Raw genomic sequence first — 23217 nt, 5'->3', positions numbered from 1 at the left:
GATCAACTGACTGCGTGACGGGTTGCGGAGGCACTCATGACCATATTTGTAGGTACATGCGTCATGACCGGCACGTCCATAGCTCCCAGATAATCCCTCGCTTTCGCGAGGGATTAGGACCGCCGTGAGCTCCGTATACTCAGTATGAGCAACATGCGCCCGCTTATTGGCGAGCCCATGACAACGGGTTTCGTTTCAGCGATGTCATGACCAGGACCGCCGCGCATGGACGAATTGTAATGCTCCGGCCAAGGTCCCTTCACCAGGACCGGGCTAAACACTCGCCGCAGGCTGCCACCGAGCGGCAGGAATTTTTTAGGATCACGAAGGAGGCGACGACGATGCGGACAACACTCGATGATCTCAGGCAGATCATGGGCTCGCAGCGGTTCTGGGGCTCCACGATCAGGCTGGCCGTCTTGATCTCGGCTGGAGTGGCCATTCTCCTGATTGCCTTCACCGCACTGCTCGTGCTGCTTCCCCTCGCCCTCATCGTCGGCCTCGGCCTGAAGCTGTACATCCGGCGCAGGCTGCGTCGGGCCCGGAGCCAATCCTCGATCCAAGTGATCGATGGCGAATACACGATCATCGACAGACAGTAGGCAAACTGTCTCTGCTTGAATGGCCCTTCGTCATCTGGGGTCCTGGTGCAAACAGTGCAGCAGGACCTGGCGGGTATAACGAGAAGTCAATCGGCTTCATCTCTCATGCATGCCTAAATCCGATCACTTTCAGGTTAGGTCGACGATACCCTTGGTCTACAATGCCGCTGAGGTTCATTGAAGGATCGTTGTGCGCTCCCGCTCAACATAGTGCCAAGCAAAAAGGCGACAACCTCATCGACCCAGCAGCATAGGCATCTGCAGATCATCGAAGGGCGTGTTAGCCCAAGTTGGCAGAGAGCAGCCGACACGAAATGCATCAAATCACCGAGGCGCTGGTGAGAATTTTGAGGCGCCGAACTCTGCTCTCGTCACGCACGAATGACTGCGTAACTGGTTGTCTCACAACTCGAATCATATTGTCGCAGCAGCTTTCAACAGAGTCCGCCGCGCGAAGAAATTAGCCAATTCATATCAAAGGGGTTGGCTTTTCGAGCTGAGCGGTTTAGATAAAGATCACTTACAGCAACCATATTCGCTAATCGTTTCGCCAGACGCGAGTGTTGCCCCCCTCATATACACACGACAATATCATCGCTTCTACCGTTATAACTGCTCTCCTTGCAGAAAAATACCTAGTGGAGGCCATCCCTAAACTTAACCGAGGGAAAAATGAGGTTTTAATGACTGAAACATATGGCATTGTGCGGGATGATAATGCCACCGTCCCGCCGGCTGAAAAGATTGTCTTGCGTAGCGTGTTCAAAGTCTTCGGCTCGGACGTTTCGCGCGCCATTGAGCTAATCCAGGCAGGGCGAGGCAAGGATGTCGTTCAGGCGGAGACCCGCTGCAACATCGGAGTCAACAACGCCAGCTTCAGCATTCGAGAGGGTGAGATCTTTGTTGTCATGGGACTCTCGGGCTCCGGCAAGTCCACCTTGTTGCGCCTGCTCAACCGGCTGATTGAATCAACGCTCGGATCCATCTCGATTGACGGTCAGGACGTGACGCGCATGAGCAAGCGCGAGCTGATCGAACTTCGCCGGCGCGACATGAGCATGGTATTCCAGAACTTCGCGCTCCTGCCCAACCGAACCGTTCTCGATAATACCGCCTTTGGCTTGGAGGTTGCAGGGATTCCCGAGGCGGAGCGCAACCGGAAAGCGCTGCGGGCGCTCGAAGCCGTCGGGCTCGAGCGTTATGCGACAAGCCGCCCGGACGAGCTTTCTGGAGGCATGAAGCAGCGTGTCGGTCTCGCCCGTGCGCTTGCCAACCAGCCGACAATCCTCCTCATGGACGAAGCCTTCTCGGCTCTCGATCCGCTGATCCGCACCGAAATGCAGGACGAACTTATACGTCTGCAAGCCGAACAAAGCCGCACGATTGTCTTCGTCAGCCACGATCTTGATGAGGCCATGCGCATCGGCGACCGGATCGCCATTATGCAGGACGGAGTCGTAGTGCAGGTGGGCACGCCGGAAGAAATCGTGATGAACCCGGCAAACGAGTACGTCCGTTCCTTCTTCCGGAATGTGGATGTCACCCATGTCTTCCGTGCGGGCGATATCGCCCGCCTCAGCCAAATCACCCTGATCGACCGGGCGGGGCTCAGCATCAATGCCGCACTCGAACGTATGCAGGCCCACGACCGCGATATTGCCATCGTAGTGGCCCGCGACAAGCGCTACCAGGGCATGGTCAGCGCAGAGTCGCTCAAGGAGGCCGTCCGTGCCGGCGGCCAGGATCCTTATCGGCAGGCTTTTCTGGCCGATATGACGCCCATCGAGGCTGAAGCGCCGTTGGCACAGGTCATGGGCCGCGTCGCCGAAAGCCGGTGGCCTGTACCGGTCGTGGATACGCGGGGCCACTATGTCGGCACTATTTCCAAATCGTCCCTCCTCATGACGCTCGACCGCGCCGCCTGAACATTATCAGCGCCGGAAGGATACACTCATGAACTTCGATTTCAGCATCGGCGCTGGTGCCAGCGCCGTTGTCGAGTACATGCTCGACAACTTCTCCCCTGCCCTCGATGCCCTTGCGGACGTCATTGGTTTCTTCGCCAACGGCATCGAGAATACGCTGCTCTGGCTTCCGTCGTGGGCCTTCATCGGCATGGTCGCACTCTTCGCCCTTTGGCGCGTTGGGTGGACCTTCGCCTTTCTCTGCGTGGCGGCACTTCTTCTCATCGTCAGCATGGGATTGTGGAAGGAGACCATCGAGACGCTTTCTCTTGTCATCGCGGCGACGGCAATTGCCATCACAATTGGCGTCCCTCTCGGCATTCTCATGGCACGCAGCCCAATGACGGCTGCAGGCACGCGGCCCTTGCTCGATCTGATGCAGACGATGCCTGCCTTCGTCTACCTCATCCCGGCTGCCATGTTCTTCGGCCTCGGCGCCGTGCCCGGCATCATCGCGACGGTCATCTTCTCGATGCCGCCCGTCGTGAGGCTTACGGCACTCGGTCTGACGCAGGTCAACCGTGAGTTCGTCGAGGCCGGGCTCGCCTTCGGCTGCACCGACCGTCAACTCCTGTTCAAGGTACAGTTCCCGCTGGCCCTGCCGTCTATCATGGCCGGCGTGAACCAGACGATCATGCTCGGTCTCTCGATGGTGGTGATCGCCTCGATGATCGGCGCGGGAGGCCTGGGCAATACGGTGCTGACCGGCATTCAGCGCCTTGATGTCGGCCTCGGATTCGAGGGTGGTCTCGCCGTGGTCATCCTCGCCGTCATCCTTGATCGCCTGACGCAAAGCCTCACACGACCGGCAGCCCTGCGGCTCCCGCGCCTGGCGCCCCGGCGTGCCGGAGCGAGCCATCGTGCTGCCGAGATGGAGATTGCGCCCGCCAAGGCGGGCGCCTGACGCCGGGACTGAGCCAGAATTCTGGCTCGGCCCCGACACCCTAGAGCTGAAAGGAGAACCCTATGCTCAAGACCTTTGCCCGGATCGCCCTTGCGGCAGCCCTGACCACAGGCCTTGCGGGCACGCTGCAGGCACAGGAGGAAAAGAAACCGGTCAAGATCGGCTGGACCGCCTGGGCCGACGCCGAGTTCGTCACCAAGCTCGCGAAGAAGCTCATTGAGGATCACTATGCCCAGAAGGTCGAGCTTCTGCAGACCGATATCGCACCACAATATCAGGGCGTCGCCAAGGGCGACATCGACGCCATGATGATGGCTTGGCTGCCCCAAACCCATAAAGACTACTGGAAGCGTATGGGCGACAAGGCCGTCACCCTCGGCGTCCTCTACACAGACGCCAAACTCGGATGGGTCGTCCCGAGTTACGTCCCGGAAGATCAGGTCGCATCCATTGCCGACCTCGCCAAGCCGGAGGTCAAGGAGAAGCTGAACGGCAAGGTGCAGGGAATCGATCCCGGCGCTGGGCTGACGCGCCTGTCGAAGGAAGCGATCAAGGCCTACGACCTGAGCGGCTATGGCCTCACCACGGCCAGCGATGCCGCCATGATGTCCGCTCTCGATCGGGCGATCCGCCGGAAGGAGTGGATCGTGGTAACGGGCTGGAGCCCGCACTGGATGTTCGGTAAGTACGAGTTGCGCTACCTAAATGACCCGAAGAAGGCGCTCGGTGGCGTCGAGCGGGTTTATGCAATCGCCCGCCAAGGCTTCCAGGGCGACTATCCGGAAGTCGCCCAGTTCCTGATGCGCATGCACCTCCCGCTGAATGAACTCGAAGCCGCAATGTCCGACGCGAACGAGACTTCTGTCGCCAAGGCGGTCGAGAATTACATCAGCGAGCATCCGGCCCGGGTGAAGTACTGGCTGACTGGTCAGATGACTTCTGCATCCTGACGGCACTGTAATCCGCAGCAGACCCTCTTGGGGTTCTGAATTCGATGACAAGCCGCCGAGACCTCCCGGCGGCTTGTCATCTCTAAATGGTCGCCCCCAGAATTGGCGTGGAGCCACTGGCTGCGCAGCGAGAAGGCCAGCATCGATGAGGCTTATATCAAAAAGTACGCCTGCAATTCTCACTCGTCCCTCGCTGAGCAGTTCGAGCCGCTCGTCGCATAGGCTTTGCGAGCCGCCCCTGAATTTTTCTGCCCATAGCCATAATTTGCGACGAACCCCAATCAGAAGCGCCAGATGAAGTTGCCCTTCAGCGCGTGCTCCTGAGCGAGCGATCCGATCCGGCCGAAATAGGACACTCCCAGCGTCGCGTCATTGTTAATCTGCCAGTCGAGACCAGCCTCAGCGACGAGGGTATTGTTGTCGATCGGCGTGCCGGAAACAGTGAAGGCCGACGCACCGCCTGAGAATGCCAGCAAGGCGGTCGGATTCACGTCACCGAAAGCGTGCTGCCATCCGACCATGCCGCGTAGGGTGAGCGGAAAATCGACGCTCAAGCGAGCCTCAGTTCGAATACCCAGCGTGGTGGTTCCGAGATCGTAGGTGCGGCTATAGCCGGTCAGGGCAGCGGGACCGCCCTCCTCCTGGAAACCGTTCGTGTGCAGACGCATCACGGAAGCCCCGACGAACGGCTCCGCCTTGAACCGGTCGAGATCGAATTCGTAGCCGACCTCGCCGAAGATCATCAGGGTCGAGCCATCGTAAGATGCACGCGCTCGGTCACTGAAGCCTGGGAAGCTGATGGTGCGGCTCATGTCCACGTCATGGGAAGCGAAGACCGTCCCGAGGCGGATATGGAGCGCATCCCACTTGGCCGCGCCGTAGATGCTGCCGAAGACCGTCCCGGTCGTGCTCTCCGATAAACGCCCGTTCACGTCGAAGCTGGCGCTGACGAAGCCGCCGGCCACGCCGAAGCGGTAATTACTGTCGACCTTCGCCTCGGCTCCGAGGATGAAGCCGCCCGTAGAAGCCTCCAGGCCTGCCGCATTGCCGTTGCCGCCGACCCTGCCCCAGGAGCCGAAACCCTCTCCCCAGAGCGCGAAGCGGTGCGGATCGAAGCTGCGCACCGGAACCGCCTCCAGTTGCGGTGCGCCCGGCCTGTCGGCGGCATAGGCCGCCGTATAGGTGCCCTGGCCCAGCGTGAAGGAAGGCGAGGAGGGCGAGGTGCGCAGGCGACTGATGAGGGTGTTCTGCACCATCCCCGCTCCTGCATAAGCCGTCGCGACAGAGGAGGCATGCGCCTCGCCCGACAGTGCATTGAAGGCTTGGCGGGCTCCATTCACACTCTGGCCGATCACAGCATCGAAGACCGGATTGCCGTTGCCCAGTGCCTCGACTGCATCGGCCACTTGGGTCTGATTGGAAGTCGCCGAGACCGAGTTGAACGCCACAGGAGTGGGTTTTGTCGGTTCCGGCTTTCGCTCCAAGATCAGGTTGACTCTGTTAGCGTCATAGCTGAGCGACGGCATGAGGAAGGCGAAGTTCGATGTCACCCTCTCGAACTTGCCCGTTACGCCGCCGTTGGCACCAAGAATGAGATAATCGGTCGAGGGCCTGTAGCTGCCGTTCTCCGCCAGCACCTGCACCGTGCCGCCCTCCAACGTCGCCTTACCTGACAGCTCGATGCGGTCCGATCGTCCCGCCGCGTCGACCTCGACTTGGTACACCGATCCCACCGCGAAGGTGACGTTGCCGTCGACCGAAAGAATGCCAATGGAATTGCCTGGCGCCACGGTGGCGCCGGCCTGCGCCATGAGCCTGTCGATCTTGCCTGCACCACCGAGGACCGCACCGGAGGCGACCGTCACCGAGGACTCGAGCGACCCGTTGACGGTGAGCTTACCCGCCCGGACGACGGTCGGCCCTGTGTAGGTGCTGTCACCCGTCAGCGTGAGCGTCCCCGTTCCAACCTTTGTCAGCGAACCGCCGCCCCCGCCGGCATGGCCGCCGTCGTAGAACCCACCCGAGACAGTGCTGTTCTTGCCGCTGCCGCCCAGGAGCAGATCGTTGCCTCCGAGGAACACATCGCCACCCCCCTCCAACATGCCGATGGTAAGTGGGATGGAACGGTCACTTAGGTCGATAGACGCGCCAGCCTTGTTGTCGATGGTCGCGCCATCGGCTGTCGAGACATCGCTGAAGTAGATCGCCCCGCCCGCGTTGTTGGTGAAGCGTGCGGTTCCCGCCGAACTGTTTTCGGTGAAGGTCACGCTGCCAAAGGCATGGTTGACGAGGCTCCCCTGCCCGGCACTGCTCTGCCCGCGGAAGGTCACGGAGGACCGCGAGGATGCGTCGTTGCCCGCCGTATCAAACGTGGCCTTGCCCGCGGTGGCGCGGTTGTCGAACAGGATGGAGCCGCCATTGCGGGTCGTGAGACGGGCGCTGCCCGCCGTCGCGCCGTCCAGGAAGAAGATCCGGCCTTCGTTCTGAATGCCGGCGGAGTCGGCAGAGGAATTCGGCAGGAACCACAGCGTACCGCCGTCGTTCGCGATCTGGAGTGAGCCTGCGCCTATGCCGGAGGCGAAATCCAGCTCCGCCGTCGCGCCGTCGACGAGCACCGGACCCGTGCCGAGGGCGTTGTTGGCACCCACGATCAGGGTGCCGTCGCTGACCTGCGTGCCGCCCTTGTAGCTGTTGACCTGTATCAGCCGCAGCGTGCCGGCCCCCTTCTTCTCGACCCCCCCGTTGCCGGAGACCGCCCCGTTCAGAGTGAGCGTGGTGCCATCCTTCACGTCGATGACGCCGTTGCCGGCATTGAGAGTGACGTCGCGGGATGTAACGAAGCTGCCGGTGGTGTGCAGGGTGCCGCCGTCGAAAGTCAGCCTGCCCGTGCTCATGCCGAGGTTTTCGTCGCGTGAGACGGACAGCATGCCGCCCCTGATCGTCGTTCCGCCCGTATAGCTGTTCGCGCCTGTAAGCGCGAGCGCAGCCGCGCCAGTTTTGATCAAGGTGGCACTACCCGAGATGTCCCCAGCCAAGGTCGAGTCGGCCTGCGTATCAATCTCGAACTGCCCGCTGCCGACGGCGATGTCACCGACGATCAACGATCCGGACTTCAGAACAAGCGTATGGTTACCGTTGCCCAGATCGATAGCCTTGGCGTCCGTGCCGGTCGCGTTGATGGTGCCCGAATTCTCGATGGCCGTGTTGCCGGTGAGGCTGCGGATGCCGATCGGCCCGTTGATCGTGCCGGAATTGACGATGGCGGTGGCGCCGCTCGCCGTCTCCGCCAAAATTCCGACGCCGTTTGCAGTCACCGTTCCCGCATTGACGATTCCGATATCTCCAGCCGATCCCGCACTTCCAAAAATGCCAATGGAGTTGGCCGGATCGACATTCGTCTCGTTGACCTGAGCATCAGCATCGATAGTGATCCTGATATCGCCATTCTCTCCCGTCACTGAGACAGCGCGTCCATTGGAAGAAGTAATGGTCGACGCGCCCTTTACCAAGAGAACCTTGTCGATCGTACTCGTGTCGGAGCCCGCGCTGAAAGCCACACCGCCATTCAATACGGCAACTGAATCAATCGTGAGACTCGAGAGGGATGGCGATCCATTCGGGGTTGCACCGATTGAGCTCACAGAAGTGGAGGTGGTGTAACAATTACTAATGATAACATTTCCACCCGTGCATCCCGCCTGGGCAGATGTGGAAGCCCCAAAGAGACTCACGAGCGTAATGAGCGCAGGAAGCGCGGTTGTCGATGTTAAATAAACTTTATAACATCTGCAACGATCAGTCGCTTCACTAGCGTACAATGCCGCCCCCCTGGACTTCCGAAGTTTTCCTTACGTATCACCCTTCCACGAAGCAAGGCGCAGCACGGTTTTTCTTAGGAAGAAAATGGGATGTCGCGCCCGCGCCACATGCGACTTGGCCGCAACTCGAACGGCCCGGACAAGAACGGTTCAGATATCATTGGAGAAAAGGGGCGCTTTCCGTGCCGCGTCAAAGTTCATTATTCAGACAATCATTCAATCCCGATGGGATGATGAACACCGGCTCGTGACCGATGAAACCGGCACGCGGAGTCGGGTCGTCTTGCACGACGTCGTTTTCTGTGGAGGACCTATGTCCCGAAGCTCGATCCCTCTGCCGGGCTTGCCGATACCGTCAGTTGTCGTAGGAGCTTATTGACTTCACCCGCCATTTCCATCGCCGCGGCCAGCGGAGCCTTGCGGCGATGTCTCTGTTCGGCACGGAATTGCCGGCATCGTTTCACGGCCTGCGCTCGTCCTTTCACCGGATCGCTTGCGAGAGGAAGCGAGAAGCCCGCGAGACAGGAGGCAAGGGCCTGGAAAATGCCCTCATCCATCGGCTGCTCAGAGAGCACGGTCTCGCTGGGCCTGAAGACTTCCGCGACCGTCAGCATGGACATGTAGCTCGATGGCTCGAGCCGTAAGGAATCGCCGGGAATGGCTGTGAACACCGGAAAATATGGCGCCAGGGACGGTAAAATATGGTTGGGAAAGATTCGTGCGTTCCAGTATCTCGACGCGATGCGGGCGAAATGGTGATAATCCCCGACCGGGAAGAAGCGCGCCTCCGCGTAGGGCAGGATTTCGACCGGCGGCTTGGTCGCAAGGACGGTGTCGTTTGCGCCATCGACGTAAAGAGTGCCGATCAGAAAGGCGTTCTGGAAGTATTCACCGCGCAGATCGCCCCAGACGAGCCGTGCGCTGCCCCCATGCGCCAGGAACGCACTCAGCGCAGCATATCCCTCCGCGGCTGCCGGTGCGAGGGTTGTGGAATCGAGCTGCCGAAGTTCGGTCTGCAGGGCCAGCGCGATTTCCATGCACTGGCCGATAGGATAGAGCTTTCCCAGCTTGACCGGCTGCGTCACTCGCAGAACAGGATCGAGGCGACGCCGTATCGACAGGAACAACGCCATCAGGCCACCCTGTGCCGGCAGGAGGAAACGCTCGGTCAGAGCCTGCTCCCGCTCTACATCGATTATGCGTGGCTCGAACGGAAGCAGCGGCCGGGCGCCGGACGCGCGCTTTCCCTCCTTCGCGCCCCCAGACTGCTGGCGCGCGGAAACGATTGTCTCCATTGGTTGCGTCAATCCGGGCCTCTTCTCTGCAGGCTGGCCCCGCCAGCGGGCGGGGTATTACGGACAAGCCTATGCCACTGATATCCGTGCTCCTCAAGCCACGGCACGAGGCTACGCGCCGTATACAACATGACCTCTCTTCTTACCCGGCGGAGCCCGGTATGATCTCAGGCAAGATATCACCGACGATTGATGCTCAAGCTCCTCTTATTGCCGATCCGCCTTGATTTCACTTGTGAGTAAGATTGAGGGATCATAAACGGCACGCATTCCGAACCAAAGGGAAATGCCTTTGCTAGCACGATTTTACCCCAGGCTTGCCGCTACTGTTCTCACCTACGTCCTGAGCAACCTGTCCAACGCATTTAGCGCGGGCCCCGACCAGGGCGCCAAGGTGCGGCAGGTTGTCGATGAAGCGATGAAGCCGCTCATCGAACAATACGAAATCCCCGACTGGCCGTCGCCGTGACGATCAATGGAACGCGCCACTTTATCGAATATGGCCTGGCCTCGAAGGACCCTCAGGTTTCCGTCACGCGCGATACGCTCTTTGAACTGGGATCGATCAGCAAAACGTTTACCGCGACCCTGGTGACCTACGCCGAGGTCGAAGGCAAGCTGTCGCTGAACGACAAGGTCAGCAAGCACATGCCCGAGTTGAAGGGGAGCGCCCTGGACAATGTGCGACTGCTGGATCTCGGTACGCATACGGCAGGCGGTTTCCCACTTCAGGTGCCCAGTCACGTGAAGAATCAGAAGCAGCTCATCGTCTATTATCGCACATGGAAGCCCCAATTCACTCCCGGCACGTATCGCAGCTACGCCAATCCAAGTATTGGGCTTCTCGGTATGATCACTGCAAAGGCCATGGGAGTGAGTTTCGAGACACTAACGGAACGTCTGTTCCGCGAACTCAGGCTGCGGCGGACCTATATCAACGTTCCTGCAGCAGAGATGAAGTCATACGCCTGGGGATACAATCGCAACGATAAATCCACCCGGGTCGCCCCAGGCATGCTCGCGACCGAAGCGTATGGCATAAAATCGAACGCCGTCGACATGATCCGCTTCCTGGAAGTCAACATGGGTATTGGCACGGTATCGGGGAAGGTCGCTCGCGCCGTTAATGCGACGCATACCGGGTATTTCCAATCGGGCGAGCTGATCCAGGATCTCATCTGGGAGCAATATCCCTATCCGGTTACGCTGGAAAGAATTGTCGCGGGCAACTCGGCCAAAATGGCCCTGAACGCGATTCCCGCAACCCCAATTAATCCGCCTATGGCGCCGCGCGGGAACGTGATCCTCAACAAGACCGGATCGACCAATGGTTTCGGCGCCTATGTCGCCTACGCTCCCGAAAAGGAGGTCGGAATCGTCATGCTAGCTAACAAGAACTATCCAAATGATGCACGGGTAAAGGCTGCCTACAAGGTGCTTTCGCTTCTCGCGGAATAACTTGGCTCCGGCCAGCGGAGAAACCATGGCTCGAACGGTCGTCGCATCGTTCGATGAACTTGAGTAAAAACCTTTTGCAGAACACGACCCCTCGCATGGTGTAAGTCATGCGCTCGCAATGTCGGCATCCTTCCCAAAATCGAGATAAGTCATCGGGTGCTGAGGGCGGCGCAAGCGGAACTTCATACGGCCGCGCTGTATTCCTTATTTTGAGCCGGAGCAGACATTCAATAGAATAAGATCGTAATCTCACGCCCTCCCGCAACCCATCGCAGGCACTCTCGATCATGATAGGACGGGCCATCAACTCCGACCGAGCATGTAGAATTCCTCATTCGGGCGCATATTGGTGACATTTGCGAGGCGGTTTGACATGCCGAAAAAGGCCGCAATCGCACAGATGTCCCAGATGTCCTCTTCATTGAAGCCGTGGGCGTTCAAAGTCTCAATGTCCGCATCGTCAACGGTATAGGCCTCGAGGGCCACCTTCATGGCGAAATCCAGCATTGCCTTCTGCCTGTCCGTGACATCAGCTTTTCGATAGTTGATGGCGATCTGGTCGGCGATCAGGGAGTTCTTGGCGCGGATGCGCAGGATCGCCCCATGCGCGATGACGCAATACTGGCATTGATTTGCACTGCTCGTCGCAACCACGATCATCTCACGCTCTGCCTTGGTGAGATTCCCGGGCTTGTCCATGAGCGCATCGTGATAGGCAAAGAAGGCCCGGAATTCGTCCGGCCGCCGGGCGAGCACCAGAAACACGTTTGGAACGAAGCCCGACTTTTCCTGTACCTTGAGAATGCGAGTGCGGATATCGTCCGGCATGTCGGCGATATCGGGAACCGTGAAACGACTGATGGGTTGCTGGCTCACAATGGTACCTCAGCTTGGAACGTCCTGACGATGGACCTAGCGTCCGTTGGGGGCGACCATCGCCGAGATTATCACATTCGGTTTGGGCCTTGCGAAAAACGTGCTTTGGATTTGCCCATCGGAAAACGCCGATGTCTGCAATACGCTGCTTTCGACGAGAATATTATGTTGCGTGAGGACCTGGACGGGGTGGTCACCCTGACACTTAATCGGCCATTCCATTTCAATACGCTCTTGCAAGAGGTGCATGCAGCGCTGCAAGCGGCCTCCGATGACATTGCCGATGACGAGGATATCCGCTGCAGGTTTGGAATATCGCCGTTGTTCAGCCCCGCGAGCGAGCGATTTTGATCCTGCTCTTGACCCGAGCTTCGGCGTCATCAGGCTCTAATACCATGGCCGTCGAATCGCGAATGATGAGACGACAGGCGAGTTCCGTTCGGCGAATGAGCCGCTGCCCTTGCATCGCCAGCTCGACAAGCGTTTCCACGGCGGCTTCGCCCAGCTCGCGAGCAGGAATATGGATCGTCGTGAGGCGCGGCTTGAGCAGATCCGAGATCGGGAGATCGTCGATGCCGAGAACCGACATGCCCTGCGGGCACGCGATGTTGCGTGCCGACAAGGCTGAAAGGGCTCCGAGAGCGAGGCTATCGGCAGCGCAAAGCAGGGCCGTCACATCCAGCGCTCCGCGATCAAGGCGTTCGCCGACCGCCCGTTCAGCGCAATCTGGCGTCCAATCCTCCACCCTGATCACGTGGTCGGGTAAGGGAGCAAGGCCGTGCTCCTGGAGCGCATCGGCCCAGCCCTCAAGACGCCGTTGAATGGTCACGCGTCCAGGCTTCATGACGAAGGCGATGCGCCGATGCCCCAACCCGATGAGGTAGTCGCAGGCGAGTCGTGCGGCCGAGCGATTGCATGGGCTGACGCTTGAAATGCGCATCGACGGATCGTCGCTATTGATGAGAACAGCGGGCTTTCCACTGGCCCGCACACGCTCAAGGATCTGCGTGTCATCGACCGTCAGAAGAAGCACACCACGGATGTTCTTATCCGTCAGGACCTCATCCAAGGATGAATATTGGTCGTCACCCTCCTGAAGAGGAATCAGCGATATCTCGCTTTCATGCGCTGCGGCAGCCGATTTCAACCCTTCCAGCACATGCCAGGTGAATTGCGACCGGCTGTAATCGGTCATCGCGGCAGGACTGGCGAAGACGGCAATGCGACTGCCCGAAAACGAAGTCGGCATTGGATAGCGCGCCATCTTGGCCGCATCGACGATGCGCTGCCGGACATCGTCTCGAACTCCCTTCTGCCCCGAGAGAGCACGGGAAACGGTACTGATCGAGACATCGCAAGCGCGCGCAATGTCATGCAGCCGGCTTCGTCCCAGGGAGGATCTTCGTGTCTTCGGCGAATTCGAACTCATACCCCAACATGCAAAAAATTTTCATGTTGCGCAAGTTTTGCAGATCGGGAAAATATTACGCAAGAAGAAAAATTCTGCCGGGGAGGCAACGCGTATGCTCGAGCGGGGAAGTCTCGTCCGCCAACTCGACCGGCTGGTCGAGGGAATGGTCGCTTTGCGCCATGACGGGACCTTTCATGAGCCCAATCTGGATGGCAGCCCGGGCGACTATATCAGCTTCGCCGGGTGGGAATGGCCGCAGGGCGTTGGGCTCTATGGCCTTGTTCGGTATTGGGAATTTACCGGCGCCGATCATCATCGGGCCCTCGTCGAGGCGTGGTACGAACGCCAGCTCGCGCGTAAACCGCCTTCGCCGAATGTGAATACGACAGCCCCCATGCTGGCCTTGTCGATCCTTTGGGCACGCACCCGCGACGAGCGCTGGCGGCAGCCCCTGGAGGGTTGGGCCGATCTCGTGTTGAATGGCCTGCCGCGCACGGACGAGCAGGGCTTTCAGCACATCGTTTCCGACAGCATCAATCCGGGCGAGCTGTGGGACGACACTCTGTTCATGGTCGCCTTGTTTCTCGCGAATTACGGACGCGCAGCCGGCAGGCCCGAACTCGTCGAGGAATCGATCAGGCAGTTCCTGCTACATGCCCATTACCTGACGGACACCGAAACCGGCCTTTGGTTCCATGGTTGGACCTTCGAGGGACGACACAACTTCGCGCGGGCCCGCTGGGCACGCGGCAATGCCTGGATCACTGCGGGTTTGCTCGATTTCATCGAGCTCGGCGGCATCGAAGGCGGAGTCAAGGATTTCCTGCTCGGATGTCTGTGCAGTCAGGTAAGCGCGCTTCTGCGCTATCAGCATGAGAGCGGCGGCTGGCATACGCTGGTCGACGATCCTACATCCTATCTCGAGACGTCTGCTACGGCGGGCTTCGGCTATGGTCTTTTGAAGGGCGCGAGGCTCGGTATCCTGGGTGATGATGCTCGCGTGGCGGGCCTGAAGGCATTGAGCTTCGTGCTCTCGAATATCGACGAGCGCGGCACCGTACAGAATGTCTCCTACGGCACGCGCATGGGCCGCGACCTTCAATTCTACCGCGATATCCCCATCCAACCGACGGCTTATGGCCAAGCGCTCGCGATTCTCCTCCTGGCGGAGGCCGTGCGCCATACGGATGAAATTCAAGTGGAGGCAGCTCAATGATCGAAGTTCTTTACGGCGCTGGACCGGAAAAGATTTCCGGGATGTCGACGGAGGAGCTTCGTTCGACGTTCCTGATCGAGAAGATCTTCATGGAAGATGACGTGCGCCTCGTCTACACCCATGTCGACCGCATGATTCTCGGCGGCTGCTGCCCCGTGAAGAAGGCCGTTTCCTTCGGAGACGGTGCGGCGATCGGAACACCTTACCTTCTATCCTACCGCGAAATGGGCATCGCCAATCTCGGCGGCCCTGGACATGTGGAGGTGGACGGCCAATTCTTCAATCTGGCAAACCGCGACGTTCTCTATGCGGGACGCGGTGCGCAGAGGTTGAAACTGTCGAGTGCGGACGCGGCGAACCCGGCGCGTTTCTACATGAACTCGGTTCCGTCGCAGGTCGACTATCCACACCGGCTGATCACGCGCGCGGAGTCGAAACTGCTCGAGCTCGGAGCTGAGAAGAACTCGAACAAGCGCTCCCTACGCATGTATATCCATCCTGAGGTCGCGCCCTCCGCGCTCCTCCTGATGGGCATCACGGACCTCGCCCATGGCAGCGCCTGGAACACCATGCCACCCCATCTCCATGAGCGCCGCATGGAAGCCTATGTCTATTTCGATCTGTCCCCTGAGGATCGTGTGATCCATCTCATGGGGCGGCCGGATGAGACCCGTCATCTTGTCGTTGCAGACGGCGATGCAGTTCTTTCCCCTGCATGGTCGATCCATATGGGCGCAGGCACCGGCCCCTATGCCTTTGTCTGGGGCATGACCGGCGAAAACCAGGAATACACGGACGTGGATCCCGTTCCCGTCAAGACTTTGCGCTAACGAGGGCCGATTCATCATGGGCACGGATATGTATCTGACAGTCCCTCTAAAGCCCGGTGACGCTGTCGGTCACTGGCAGCTCGGCGATGTGCATGAGGAGCGTTATGACGTTCCCGACCGCACGATGGAAGGGAAGATGGACGCCTTCTTCTTCCTCACGAAAGATCGGAACTTCATTCCTCACCAATATCCCTGCCGCACCGATTTCATTGCGGCTTATCGCGGAAAGACGCCCAAGCCCGTCACCACGTTCGAAGCAACGCGCGTGTGGTTTCCCTTCGGCAGCCCGCGCGTCGATCTCTCCGGGTTCTGGTTTCGCGCAACCCGGGTCGAGAGCTGGGCGCGAACCACCCTTGAAAGCGTGCAGGAACGGGTTGCCCGCTTTCGCTTCTCCACGTGCGGCGGCGCGTTTATCGAAGTAAACGGCAAACGCATTGCCGAACTGACGCGGTATCAGCGCAATTTCGAAGAAACCGCGATCATTGACGTTCCCCTGCAGGCCGGCCGCAATGAAGTACGTGTCTGGTTCGCCGATCTGTGCGAGCGGGATGCCCGCTATTACTTCGGCCTCGAACTGGTGGAAGGCAACAATCTCTCCGTCGCGCTGCCGACGCCCATCGAGGGTGCTCGTGCCGCAGCCGTCGAGCGAATGCTGGAAGGCATGCGTTTCGAGAAGCCGTTCTACGGCGGCGGTGAAGTCGCCATCATATTTGACGAGCCTGCAAGTCATGCCCTCGATGTGCATGTGGAGGTGCGTGGAGACTTCATGTCGACCGAGGGCAACGTGGAGCTGGTCAAGCACTTGCCGCCTGGGAAGACGCGCATCTCGCTCGCAGATACCAAGGATTTACCTGCGGACTTCCGGCACTTCGATATGGCACTGAGCGACGGCCCGTTTGTAGCGACGCGTGTTCTCGGCGTCGAGATCTGCCAACTAAACGAAGCTCCCGAACGGACATCCGATCTGAAAACCCGCGCACGCATCGTTCTGGACCATGTAGCCGAGAAGGGTGAGCGCGATATGGTCGCCGCCTTGGCGCGGCTCGCCGTCGGCCGTGGCGGACCGGAGACGGACCACATCATCGATTCCTGTCTGCCGATCGTCGGCGATTGTCACGATTGCGCCGATTTTTTGCTGGTCCCGCTTCTCTGGTGCCGCATGGCTTGGCCCGATGGCATCTCCGCCGAGACGCGGGCAAGCATGGATGATGTCATCCTGCGCTTTCGCTACTGGATGGACGAGCCCGGTAACGACGTGATGTGGTATTTCAGCGAAAACCACGCGCTGCTTTTCCATACCGCGTGCCACCTTGCCGGCACGTTGTTTCCCGACGCGACTTTCAAGCGCTCCGGCCGCAAGGGCCGTGAACAGGCCGAGATTGGCCGTCAACGTCTGCTTGAATGGCTGACACATTTCGAAGCCTGCGAAATGGCCGAGTGGAACTCGGCTCCCTATTTCCCCATCGACCTGAAAGGTCTGTGCGCGCTCTATGCGCTCTCGCCGGATGCTGAGATCCGCGAGCGTTCTGCAGCTGCCATCCGTCGTCTTCTCGAGATCATGGCCCTGTCGAGCCATCATGGAATGATGACGGCCTCGCAGGGACGCAGCTACGAGCATACCTTGCGCCCTGGACGCACGCTTGAATTGTCCGGCTTCTCATATCTCGCATTCGGCAAGGGTTGGCTCGGCCGCCGCTTCCATGCGCTGCCACAGCTCGCTTTGTGCTTCGGCGAAAAGGGGCTTGAAATAGATCCGCGTCTTTCCGCCCTCGCCGATCACAAGGGCGATGAGGCTTATGAATGGCGCTACAAGCAGGGTGAGAACGGAATCGCTTCGCTCTATCATTTCAAGACGAAGGACTACGCTCTCGGCACCATTGCCGCCTACCGCTCCGGCGAGTGGGGTTATCAAGAGACTATGATCCACCTGCGTCTCGGAGAGAAACCCGAATCGCAAATCTGGATCAATCATCCGGGTGAGGTGATCCATAGCGGTTACGGCCGCCCGTCCTACTGGGGCGGCTGCGGTACCGTTCCGCGCGTTCAGCAATATCGCTCGCTGGCAGTGGTCGATTTCGAGGCTCATCCGTCGCAGCCGAATTTCACCCATGCCTGGCTGCCGGAGGTCGAAATGGATGAGGTCGTCTATGACGGAAACCGGATTCTCGTCCGCTCCGGCAATGGCCTTTGCCTGCTGGTTGCCAGCGGTCCTGTCGAGCGTGTCACGACGGGCCCTACAGCCGGATGTGAAGTGCGCCTTGCTGGGCATCGTGGCCGGTGGGTCGTGCGCCTCTCCGACATGGCGACCGAGGGAGACTTGAAGGCATTCGGCAAGCGCTTTTCCGGCCTGTCGATTGCCGAAGGCGATGGCGGAATGCTCACTCTGGACGATCCCGATTTCGGCACCGTCATTTGCAATGCCGATGCGACGATTCGGGTCGGCAGCGAGACGCTCGACCCGAAGCGCTGGACCTTGTCCGGCGAGCTGCGTTCTTTCCCGGAGGGAGTGCCTGTGACACTCCCCTCCCAAAACCAACGGCGGCAACAATAATTTAAAACCGCCTGAAACCAGAGTTCATCATGGGAGGAAAATGATGAAAGGCTTCAAGTCACTCACACTCGGCGCCCTGGCCTTGACGCTCAGCGCCTCGGCATCCTTCGCCGCTACCGAAGTCCGAATCATGTGGTACTCGGACGGCAACGAAGGCGAGGTCCTGCAGGATATCGTGAAACGCTTCGAGGCGCAGAACCCCGACATCAAGGTCGTCGTCGACAATGTGGCCTTCGGTGTCATCAAGGATCAACTGCCCGTGCAGCTGGAGGCCGGCCGTGGTCCGGATATCGTGCGTGTCGTCGAACTGAAATCTCAGGCAAAGCACTGGCTCGATCTGCGCGCGCATTTTAAGGATGCCGGAACCTTCGAAAAAAACTTCAGCAGCACGCTCGATTGGATGCGTGACGATGGCAGCAACGCGCTTCCGGGCTTCATGACTCAGCTCACAATCACAGGTCCGCTCGTCAATACGACCCTGTTCGAGCAAGCCGGCGTGCCGGTTCCCGGCGAAAAGGCGACCTGGGACGAGTGGGCGGCTGCAGCCCGCAAAGTGGCGCAGAACCAGAAGGTTCCGATCGCGCTCGCCTTCGACCGCTCCGGCCACCGCTTCATGGGCCCAGCCATCTCGATGGGCGCCAAGGTCATCGCCGCGGACGGTAAGCCGGCTGTAGTCGATGATGGCTTCAAAGCCATGGCGCAGCGCATCGCCGACTGGCATAAGGACGGCACCATGCCCCGCGAGATCTGGGGCGGCGTTGCGGGCACCACCTACAAGGGCGCGAACGACGAGTTCGTGAACGGCCAGGTCGCGGTCTACTTCTCGGGCTCCTGGCAGGTGGCGCAGTTCTCCCAGAAGATCGGCGACAAGTTCGATTGGTCGGCAGGATCCGAGCCCTGCGGCCCGGCTGCCTGCACCGGCATGCCCGGCGGCGCGGGATTGGTCGCCGTGAAGTATACGCAGCATCCAAAGGAGGTTGCGCGCGTTGTTGAGTATCTGGCAAGCGAGCCGGTGGTGCGCGAATTCTCCGAGCGCACGCTCTTCCTGCCGGCGCATCAGGGCGTAGCCGCCAAGGGGGTCGACTTCAAGTCGAAGGACCCGAACGTCAAGAGGTCGCTCGACATCTTCCTGAAGGCCACGCAGACCGCCTCGCCCTTGGCACTCAAGATGCAGAGCTACAAATGGTCGGGTGCGATCTATGCTTCCGTCATCAGCCGCCTCGGACAGGTTGTGGCTGGCGAAGCACAGCTCAACGATGCCTATGCCCGCATCGAAGACGACATCAAGCAGAAGGTCGCCGAGGCCTCCCGCTAGAGAATCCGCCGGCAGCCGGAAACGGGTTGCCGGCACGATCATGCGCTCCAATGAGGGTGCCGAAAGATGAGCATTGTGAATGAAACGCGGGGACAGGCGCCAAGCCTGTCCGCCGCCATTGCTGTTCCCTTGCATCTCGTGATGACGGCGCTGAACGCGCCGATGAGCTTCATTCAGAAGCGGTTCGGCCTTGGCGGCATGGGCGCCGTTTTTCTTGCTCCCAACATGCTGATCTTCGGCATCTTCGTTCTCATTCCCGTAGCGATCAATCTGGCTTACTCCTTCACCGGCGGCACGGCGATCTTCTTCGGAGAACGTCATATGGCCGGCTTCGATCAATATCGGGCCCTGCTCAGCTGCGGCGACTATACACAACCCGCGACATGCCGTGAGGATGCCTTCTGGCAGAGTATTCACAACACCGTCTTCTTCGTCTTGGTTCAGGTCACGGTTCTAGTACTGGTGGCGCTCGGTACCGCGCTCGTCCTGAACCGGGAAATGCGCAGCCGCGGATTCTGGCGCGCCGTCTTCTTCTTTCCCGTTCTACTGTCACCGGTTGTCGTCGGCCTGATCTGGAAATGGATCCTGCAACGTGACGGGCTCCTGAACGCCGTTCTTGTCGAGTACGGGTATGAACGGACTCTGTGGCTGGCCGATCGGAGCTGGGCAATGTTCTGGGCCATTTTCGTATCGGTATGGGCCCATCTCGGCTTCTACGCATTGATCCTCCTGGCCGGCTTGCAGGCCATCCCGCGCGATCTCTATGAAGCGGCGATGATGGATGGTACACGCCCGCTCCGCACCTTCTGGCGGATCACGTTGCCGTTGCTATGGCCGAATCTTTTGGTCGTCATCACCCTGGCGCTGATCCGCGCCGTTCAAATTTTTGACGAGGCTTATGTGCTGACGGGCGGCGGCCCGGGTACGAGCACGCTTTTCATCACGCAATATATCTACGAAACGGGGTTCGCTCACGTCTTGCGCAATCTCGGCCTTGCCTCCGCAGCCTCCATCCTTATGGGGCTGGTTCTGATCGGTCTTACGGTTCTGCAGCTGATGGCGTCCAACCGTCGCAATCGAGGGGCACGTGCATGAGTGGGATCGCGACCTTTCTTCTCCGACGCCGCGGCGGCAAAGGTTGGCACTGGACCGACATTCTGTCCTACATCTGGCTTGGCATCGGTCTTTTTCTGATGTTCGGGCCCATCGTCTGGCTCGCCCTTTCATCGTTCAAGACGCCGGCGAATCTGGTGGAGTTCCCACCGACGCTGCTGCCGCTCGACACCCGCACGGCGAACGTGCAGGGCTACGACAAGCCGCTGCCGCTCTACCGGGTAAAACAGGATGACGGCACCGAGCGCGTTCTCGCCCAGGTGCGTCGTATAGGCCTCATGGCTCAGATGGTCGACCCGGCCGATCCACAACAGATCATTCGCGTGCCCATCGACAAGCGGATTCCAGAACGGGAGGTGAAACTGGCAACCTCCAACTATACGGAGCCGCTGGAACAATTCAATTTCCTTCGTTACTTTCAGAATTCGATTTTCGTCACTCTCACGGCGACGGCCATCACGTTGATCGTGAACTCCATGGCGGCCTTCGCACTGTCGAAATATGAGTTCAAGGGCCGTGCCGCGGTTCTGGGCATTATCCTTGCGACCTTGATGGTGCCTCTCTCGGTAATCGTGGTGCCGCTCTATCTTGTCGTGAACGGACTACGCCTGTTCGACACACTCTGGGGCGTCATCCTTCCCACCGTGGCGACGCCGACAGGTGTCTTCCTGTTGCGCCAATATATGCTGACCATTCCCGATGAGCTGATCGACGCCGCGCGAATGGACAAGGCCTCGGAGTGGCAAATCTATTGGCGAATCATACTGCCTCTCGCAGCACCCGCCCTTGCGGTGCTGGCGATCTTCTCCATCATGTGGCGCTGGAACGACTTCCTGTGGCCTCTCATCGTGCTCTCGCGCAAGGAGCAGTATACCCTACAGGTGGGGCTGAATGCGTTCTCAGGGGAATTGAATGTGCAATGGCATTATGTGTTGGCGATGACGGTTCTATCGATCCTGCCCGTCGCGGCCATATTCTTATTCCTTCAGCGCTATATTACCAGTGGCATCGCCAATACAGGCCTGAAGTGATGTCGATTCCAACCGGAGAGAATTCGCCGTGAGCAATCTCGCCTTACATCAGATTACCAAACGGTTCGGCGCCGTAAACGTCTTGCACGGCATCGACCTTGAAGTGCGCGACGGCGAGTTCGTCGTGTTCGTAGGTCCCTCCGGCTGCGGGAAGTCGACGCTCCTCCGGATCATCGCGGGATTGGAGGCGGCAAGTTCAGGCGAGATCCGCCTTGATGATCGTCTCGTCAACAGCGTTTCCGCCGCTGATCGAGGCTTGGCGATGGTGTTTCAGTCCTATGCCCTCTACCCGCATATGAGTGTACGCCAGAATCTGGCCTTTGGTCTTGAGAATATCCGGATGCCGAAGGCGGAAATCGAAGCCCGCGTCATGGAGGCGGCGCGAATGCTTCTGATTGAGCCCCTGCTGAACCGCAGGCCCGGTCAGCTTTCCGGTGGTCAACGCCAACGCGTCGCCATCGGCCGCGCCATCGTGCGGCGCCCTGGAATTTTCCTTCTCGACGAACCTCTGTCGAACCTCGATGCGGAGCTGCGGGTTGTGATGCGGGCCGAGCTTGCGGCACTTCACGAGCGCCTCGACGCCACGATGATCTACGTGACGCACGATCAAACCGAGGCCATGACGCTCGCTGACCGCATCGTCGTTCTACGCGATGGCCGCGTGGAACAGGTCGGCACCCCGCTCGAGCTGTACAACAAGCCGGCAAATCGCTTCGTCGCCGGTTTCATCGGCTCGCCGCGTATGAATTTCATCGAGGCGTTGGTCGACCGGGCTAGTCTCGATGTGGGCGGGAGGCGTCACGGCATGACGGGAATCGAACTTGCGCCAGGGACCCCGGTCACGCTTGGTGTCCGACCGCATGAGGTCGATATTACTGATGTCGAAGATGGAACGCTGGCACTCGAAATTACGCTCGTGGAGCAACTTGGCGCGGAGACTGTTCTCCATGGCAAGACCCACCTTGGAGGCAACTTCACCCTGACTTCCCCCGGTCAGGGGCGCTTTGCCGCTGGCGACCGGGTCGGTCTCGCGCTTCCGTCGGAACTTCATGTCTTTGACGCTCAAGGAATCGCTATTACCCCACGCTGAGCCATCAAGTGCGAGTGCGAATTTCCCCCTAACGTTCGACCCACTGATGGCGTTCGGCACCTGATCCAACGAGCAAGCCAGCCTCCATCGACTGGAAGGACAATGCCGTGAATGTAATTCGCGGCTTGAGGCGATAGAAAACGGCAGCGCCTCCGATATTCCCGGCATGCCCCAGCGTCCGGCTGGGCTACGGCCCGCCTAGCTGGCCTCCATGTGCCGAAATTCGACGACGTTGAAAAGAGCTTCGCCGACTTGCAGCAGCGGCTTGCCCTGGTGACTGAGTTCGTAAAAAGCGTCGATCCGACCCGGATCGACGGCTCGGAAGGACGGGAGATCATGCTCCAGATCGGCGGACAGCCCATGACGTTCAAAGGGCAGACTTACCTTCTCCATTTCGCATTGCCGGATTTTTATTTCCATCTCACGACGGCGTACGCCATCCTACGGCACAACGGCATCGCTACCGCCAAACACGATTTTATCGGCACCATATCGTAATTTTATAAAAATAACCGAAATGGAGAGTCCATCTAAGACTGCCTGTGCGATTGCTGAGGTGAAGAAAATGTCGCATCGCTGAAGCGGTCGTGATGGATCGGATTATCTCTACCCTGATCTATATCATCTCTGCACCGGCGAAGACCGGCAATAATATCGCCTCGGTTTGAGCGTCTCAAGGAAGCTTGAGCATGCACCACATTTCCGCAGCCTTGGTCATAGGTGTCATTCTATCCTTCATACAATCCTCCCTCGCCCAGGCGAGTTGCGCTGAGGATCTGACCCGCATCCAATT

The 23217-nt window shown here is 59.4% G+C and carries 16 protein-coding genes and 2 pseudogenes; 13 read left to right on the top strand and 5 right to left on the bottom strand.

Annotation, left to right across the window (positions count from 1 at the left end):
• Positions 1-341: 341 nt before the first annotated feature.
• From AB4Y97_RS18940 to AB4Y97_RS18925, 4 genes are all read left to right on the top strand, one after another.
• Positions 342-602, top strand: coding sequence for a hypothetical protein (locus tag AB4Y97_RS18940; RefSeq protein ID WP_442000600.1), 261 nt, complete (start codon positions 342-344; stop codon positions 600-602).
• Positions 603-1285: 683 nt separating this feature from the next.
• Entirely contained in the window at positions 1286-2527 is a 1242-nt protein-coding gene (gene proV, locus AB4Y97_RS18935) for a glycine betaine/L-proline ABC transporter ATP-binding protein ProV (protein ID WP_442000599.1), read from the top strand.
• A gap of 28 nt (positions 2528-2555) precedes the next feature.
• Positions 2556-3470: an ABC transporter permease gene (locus tag AB4Y97_RS18930; protein WP_442000598.1), complete on the top strand. Its 915-nt coding sequence runs from the start codon at positions 2556-2558 to the stop codon at positions 3468-3470.
• A 62-nt stretch (positions 3471-3532) separates the two neighbouring features.
• Positions 3533-4420: a glycine betaine ABC transporter substrate-binding protein gene (locus AB4Y97_RS18925; protein WP_442000597.1), complete on the top strand. Its 888-nt coding sequence runs from the start codon at positions 3533-3535 to the stop codon at positions 4418-4420.
• A gap of 281 nt (positions 4421-4701) precedes the next feature.
• On the opposite strand, the gene AB4Y97_RS18920 is transcribed toward AB4Y97_RS18925, so the two are convergent.
• Entirely contained in the window at positions 4702-7977 is a 3276-nt protein-coding gene (locus AB4Y97_RS18920; protein ID WP_442000596.1) for an autotransporter domain-containing protein, read from the bottom strand.
• A gap of 572 nt (positions 7978-8549) precedes the next feature.
• Positions 8550-9533: a hypothetical protein gene (locus AB4Y97_RS18915; RefSeq protein ID WP_442000595.1), complete on the bottom strand. Its 984-nt coding sequence runs from the start codon at positions 9531-9533 to the stop codon at positions 8550-8552.
• 286 nt (positions 9534-9819) lie between these two features.
• Between AB4Y97_RS18915 and ampC the strand changes: the two are divergent.
• Positions 9820-10991 (top strand): annotated as a pseudogene (gene ampC / locus AB4Y97_RS18910) (class C beta-lactamase).
• A 303-nt stretch (positions 10992-11294) separates the two neighbouring features.
• Here ampC and AB4Y97_RS18905 read toward each other — a convergent pair.
• A complete protein-coding gene (locus AB4Y97_RS18905) occupies positions 11295-11867 on the bottom strand; it encodes a peroxidase-related enzyme (protein WP_442000594.1) in 573 nt (190 codons plus the stop codon).
• Positions 11868-12192: 325 nt separating this feature from the next.
• On the bottom strand, positions 12193-13296 hold the full coding sequence (locus AB4Y97_RS18900) for a LacI family DNA-binding transcriptional regulator (RefSeq protein ID WP_442000593.1): 1104 nt from the start codon (positions 13294-13296) through the stop codon (positions 12193-12195).
• A gap of 94 nt (positions 13297-13390) precedes the next feature.
• Between AB4Y97_RS18900 and bglB the strand changes: the two genes are divergently transcribed.
• The 7 genes from bglB to AB4Y97_RS18865 all read left to right on the top strand — a co-directional run bounded on the left by bglB (position 13391) and on the right by AB4Y97_RS18865 (position 22424).
• Positions 13391-14494: a beta-galactosidase BglB gene (gene bglB / locus AB4Y97_RS18895; RefSeq protein ID WP_442000592.1), complete on the top strand. Its 1104-nt coding sequence runs from the start codon at positions 13391-13393 to the stop codon at positions 14492-14494.
• Positions 14491-15324, top strand: coding sequence for a 5-dehydro-4-deoxy-D-glucuronate isomerase (gene kduI / locus AB4Y97_RS18890; RefSeq protein WP_442000591.1), 834 nt, complete (start codon positions 14491-14493; stop codon positions 15322-15324). Before bglB ends, kduI begins: the two co-directional genes overlap by 4 nt.
• A gap of 16 nt (positions 15325-15340) precedes the next feature.
• Positions 15341-17875, top strand: coding sequence for a hypothetical protein (locus AB4Y97_RS18885; RefSeq protein WP_442000590.1), 2535 nt, complete (start codon positions 15341-15343; stop codon positions 17873-17875).
• Between the two features lie 43 nt (positions 17876-17918).
• Positions 17919-19190, top strand: coding sequence for an ABC transporter substrate-binding protein (locus AB4Y97_RS18880; protein WP_442000608.1), 1272 nt, complete (start codon positions 17919-17921; stop codon positions 19188-19190).
• A gap of 66 nt (positions 19191-19256) precedes the next feature.
• Positions 19257-20285 (top strand): carbohydrate ABC transporter permease, encoded by a 1029-nt coding sequence (locus AB4Y97_RS18875; protein WP_442000589.1) that lies wholly within the window; start codon positions 19257-19259, stop codon positions 20283-20285.
• The gene (locus AB4Y97_RS18870; protein WP_442000588.1) at positions 20282-21334 is read left to right on the top strand and encodes a carbohydrate ABC transporter permease; all 1053 of its coding nucleotides are present in this window, start codon (positions 20282-20284) and stop codon (positions 21332-21334) included. The genes AB4Y97_RS18875 and AB4Y97_RS18870 overlap by 4 nt, the downstream gene beginning before the upstream one ends.
• Positions 21335-21362: 28 nt before the next feature.
• On the top strand, positions 21363-22424 hold the full coding sequence (locus AB4Y97_RS18865; protein WP_442000587.1) for an ABC transporter ATP-binding protein: 1062 nt from the start codon (positions 21363-21365) through the stop codon (positions 22422-22424).
• 68 nt (positions 22425-22492) lie between these two features.
• On the opposite strand, the pseudogene AB4Y97_RS18860 reads toward AB4Y97_RS18865, so the two are convergent.
• Positions 22493-22616: pseudogene (locus AB4Y97_RS18860) on the bottom strand (2-deoxy-D-gluconate 3-dehydrogenase); the annotation flags it as partial.
• A 21-nt stretch (positions 22617-22637) separates the two neighbouring features.
• Between AB4Y97_RS18860 and AB4Y97_RS18855 the strand changes: the two are divergent.
• Positions 22638-22922: a DUF1993 family protein gene (locus AB4Y97_RS18855; protein ID WP_442000586.1), complete on the top strand. Its 285-nt coding sequence runs from the start codon at positions 22638-22640 to the stop codon at positions 22920-22922.
• The last annotated feature ends 295 nt before the right edge of the window (positions 22923-23217 follow it).

Source organism: Microvirga sp. 2TAF3 (genome assembly GCF_052114965.1).
Classification (GTDB): Bacteria; Pseudomonadota; Alphaproteobacteria; order Rhizobiales; family Beijerinckiaceae; genus Microvirga.
This window is presented reverse-complemented; position numbering and strand designations above follow the sequence as displayed.

Excerpts from the sequence above, each read along its gene's own strand:
- AB4Y97_RS18940 (WP_442000600.1), top strand. The coding sequence starts at position 342 with ATGCGGACAACACTCGATGATCTCAGGCAGATCATGGGCTCGCAGCGG.
- proV (WP_442000599.1), top strand. The coding sequence starts at position 1,286 with ATGACTGAAACATATGGCATTGTGCGGGATGATAATGCCACCGTCCCG.
- AB4Y97_RS18930 (WP_442000598.1), top strand. The coding sequence starts at position 2,556 with ATGAACTTCGATTTCAGCATCGGCGCTGGTGCCAGCGCCGTTGTCGAG.
- AB4Y97_RS18925 (WP_442000597.1), top strand. The coding sequence starts at position 3,533 with ATGCTCAAGACCTTTGCCCGGATCGCCCTTGCGGCAGCCCTGACCACA.
- AB4Y97_RS18915 (WP_442000595.1), bottom strand. The coding sequence starts at position 9,533 with ATGGAGACAATCGTTTCCGCGCGCCAGCAGTCTGGGGGCGCGAAGGAG.
- AB4Y97_RS18900 (WP_442000593.1), bottom strand. The coding sequence starts at position 13,296 with ATGAGTTCGAATTCGCCGAAGACACGAAGATCCTCCCTGGGACGAAGC.
- bglB (WP_442000592.1), top strand. The coding sequence starts at position 13,391 with ATGCTCGAGCGGGGAAGTCTCGTCCGCCAACTCGACCGGCTGGTCGAG.
- kduI (WP_442000591.1), top strand. The coding sequence starts at position 14,491 with ATGATCGAAGTTCTTTACGGCGCTGGACCGGAAAAGATTTCCGGGATG.
- AB4Y97_RS18885 (WP_442000590.1), top strand. The coding sequence starts at position 15,341 with ATGGGCACGGATATGTATCTGACAGTCCCTCTAAAGCCCGGTGACGCT.
- AB4Y97_RS18880 (WP_442000608.1), top strand. The coding sequence starts at position 17,919 with ATGAAAGGCTTCAAGTCACTCACACTCGGCGCCCTGGCCTTGACGCTC.
- AB4Y97_RS18875 (WP_442000589.1), top strand. The coding sequence starts at position 19,257 with ATGAGCATTGTGAATGAAACGCGGGGACAGGCGCCAAGCCTGTCCGCC.
- AB4Y97_RS18870 (WP_442000588.1), top strand. The coding sequence starts at position 20,282 with ATGAGTGGGATCGCGACCTTTCTTCTCCGACGCCGCGGCGGCAAAGGT.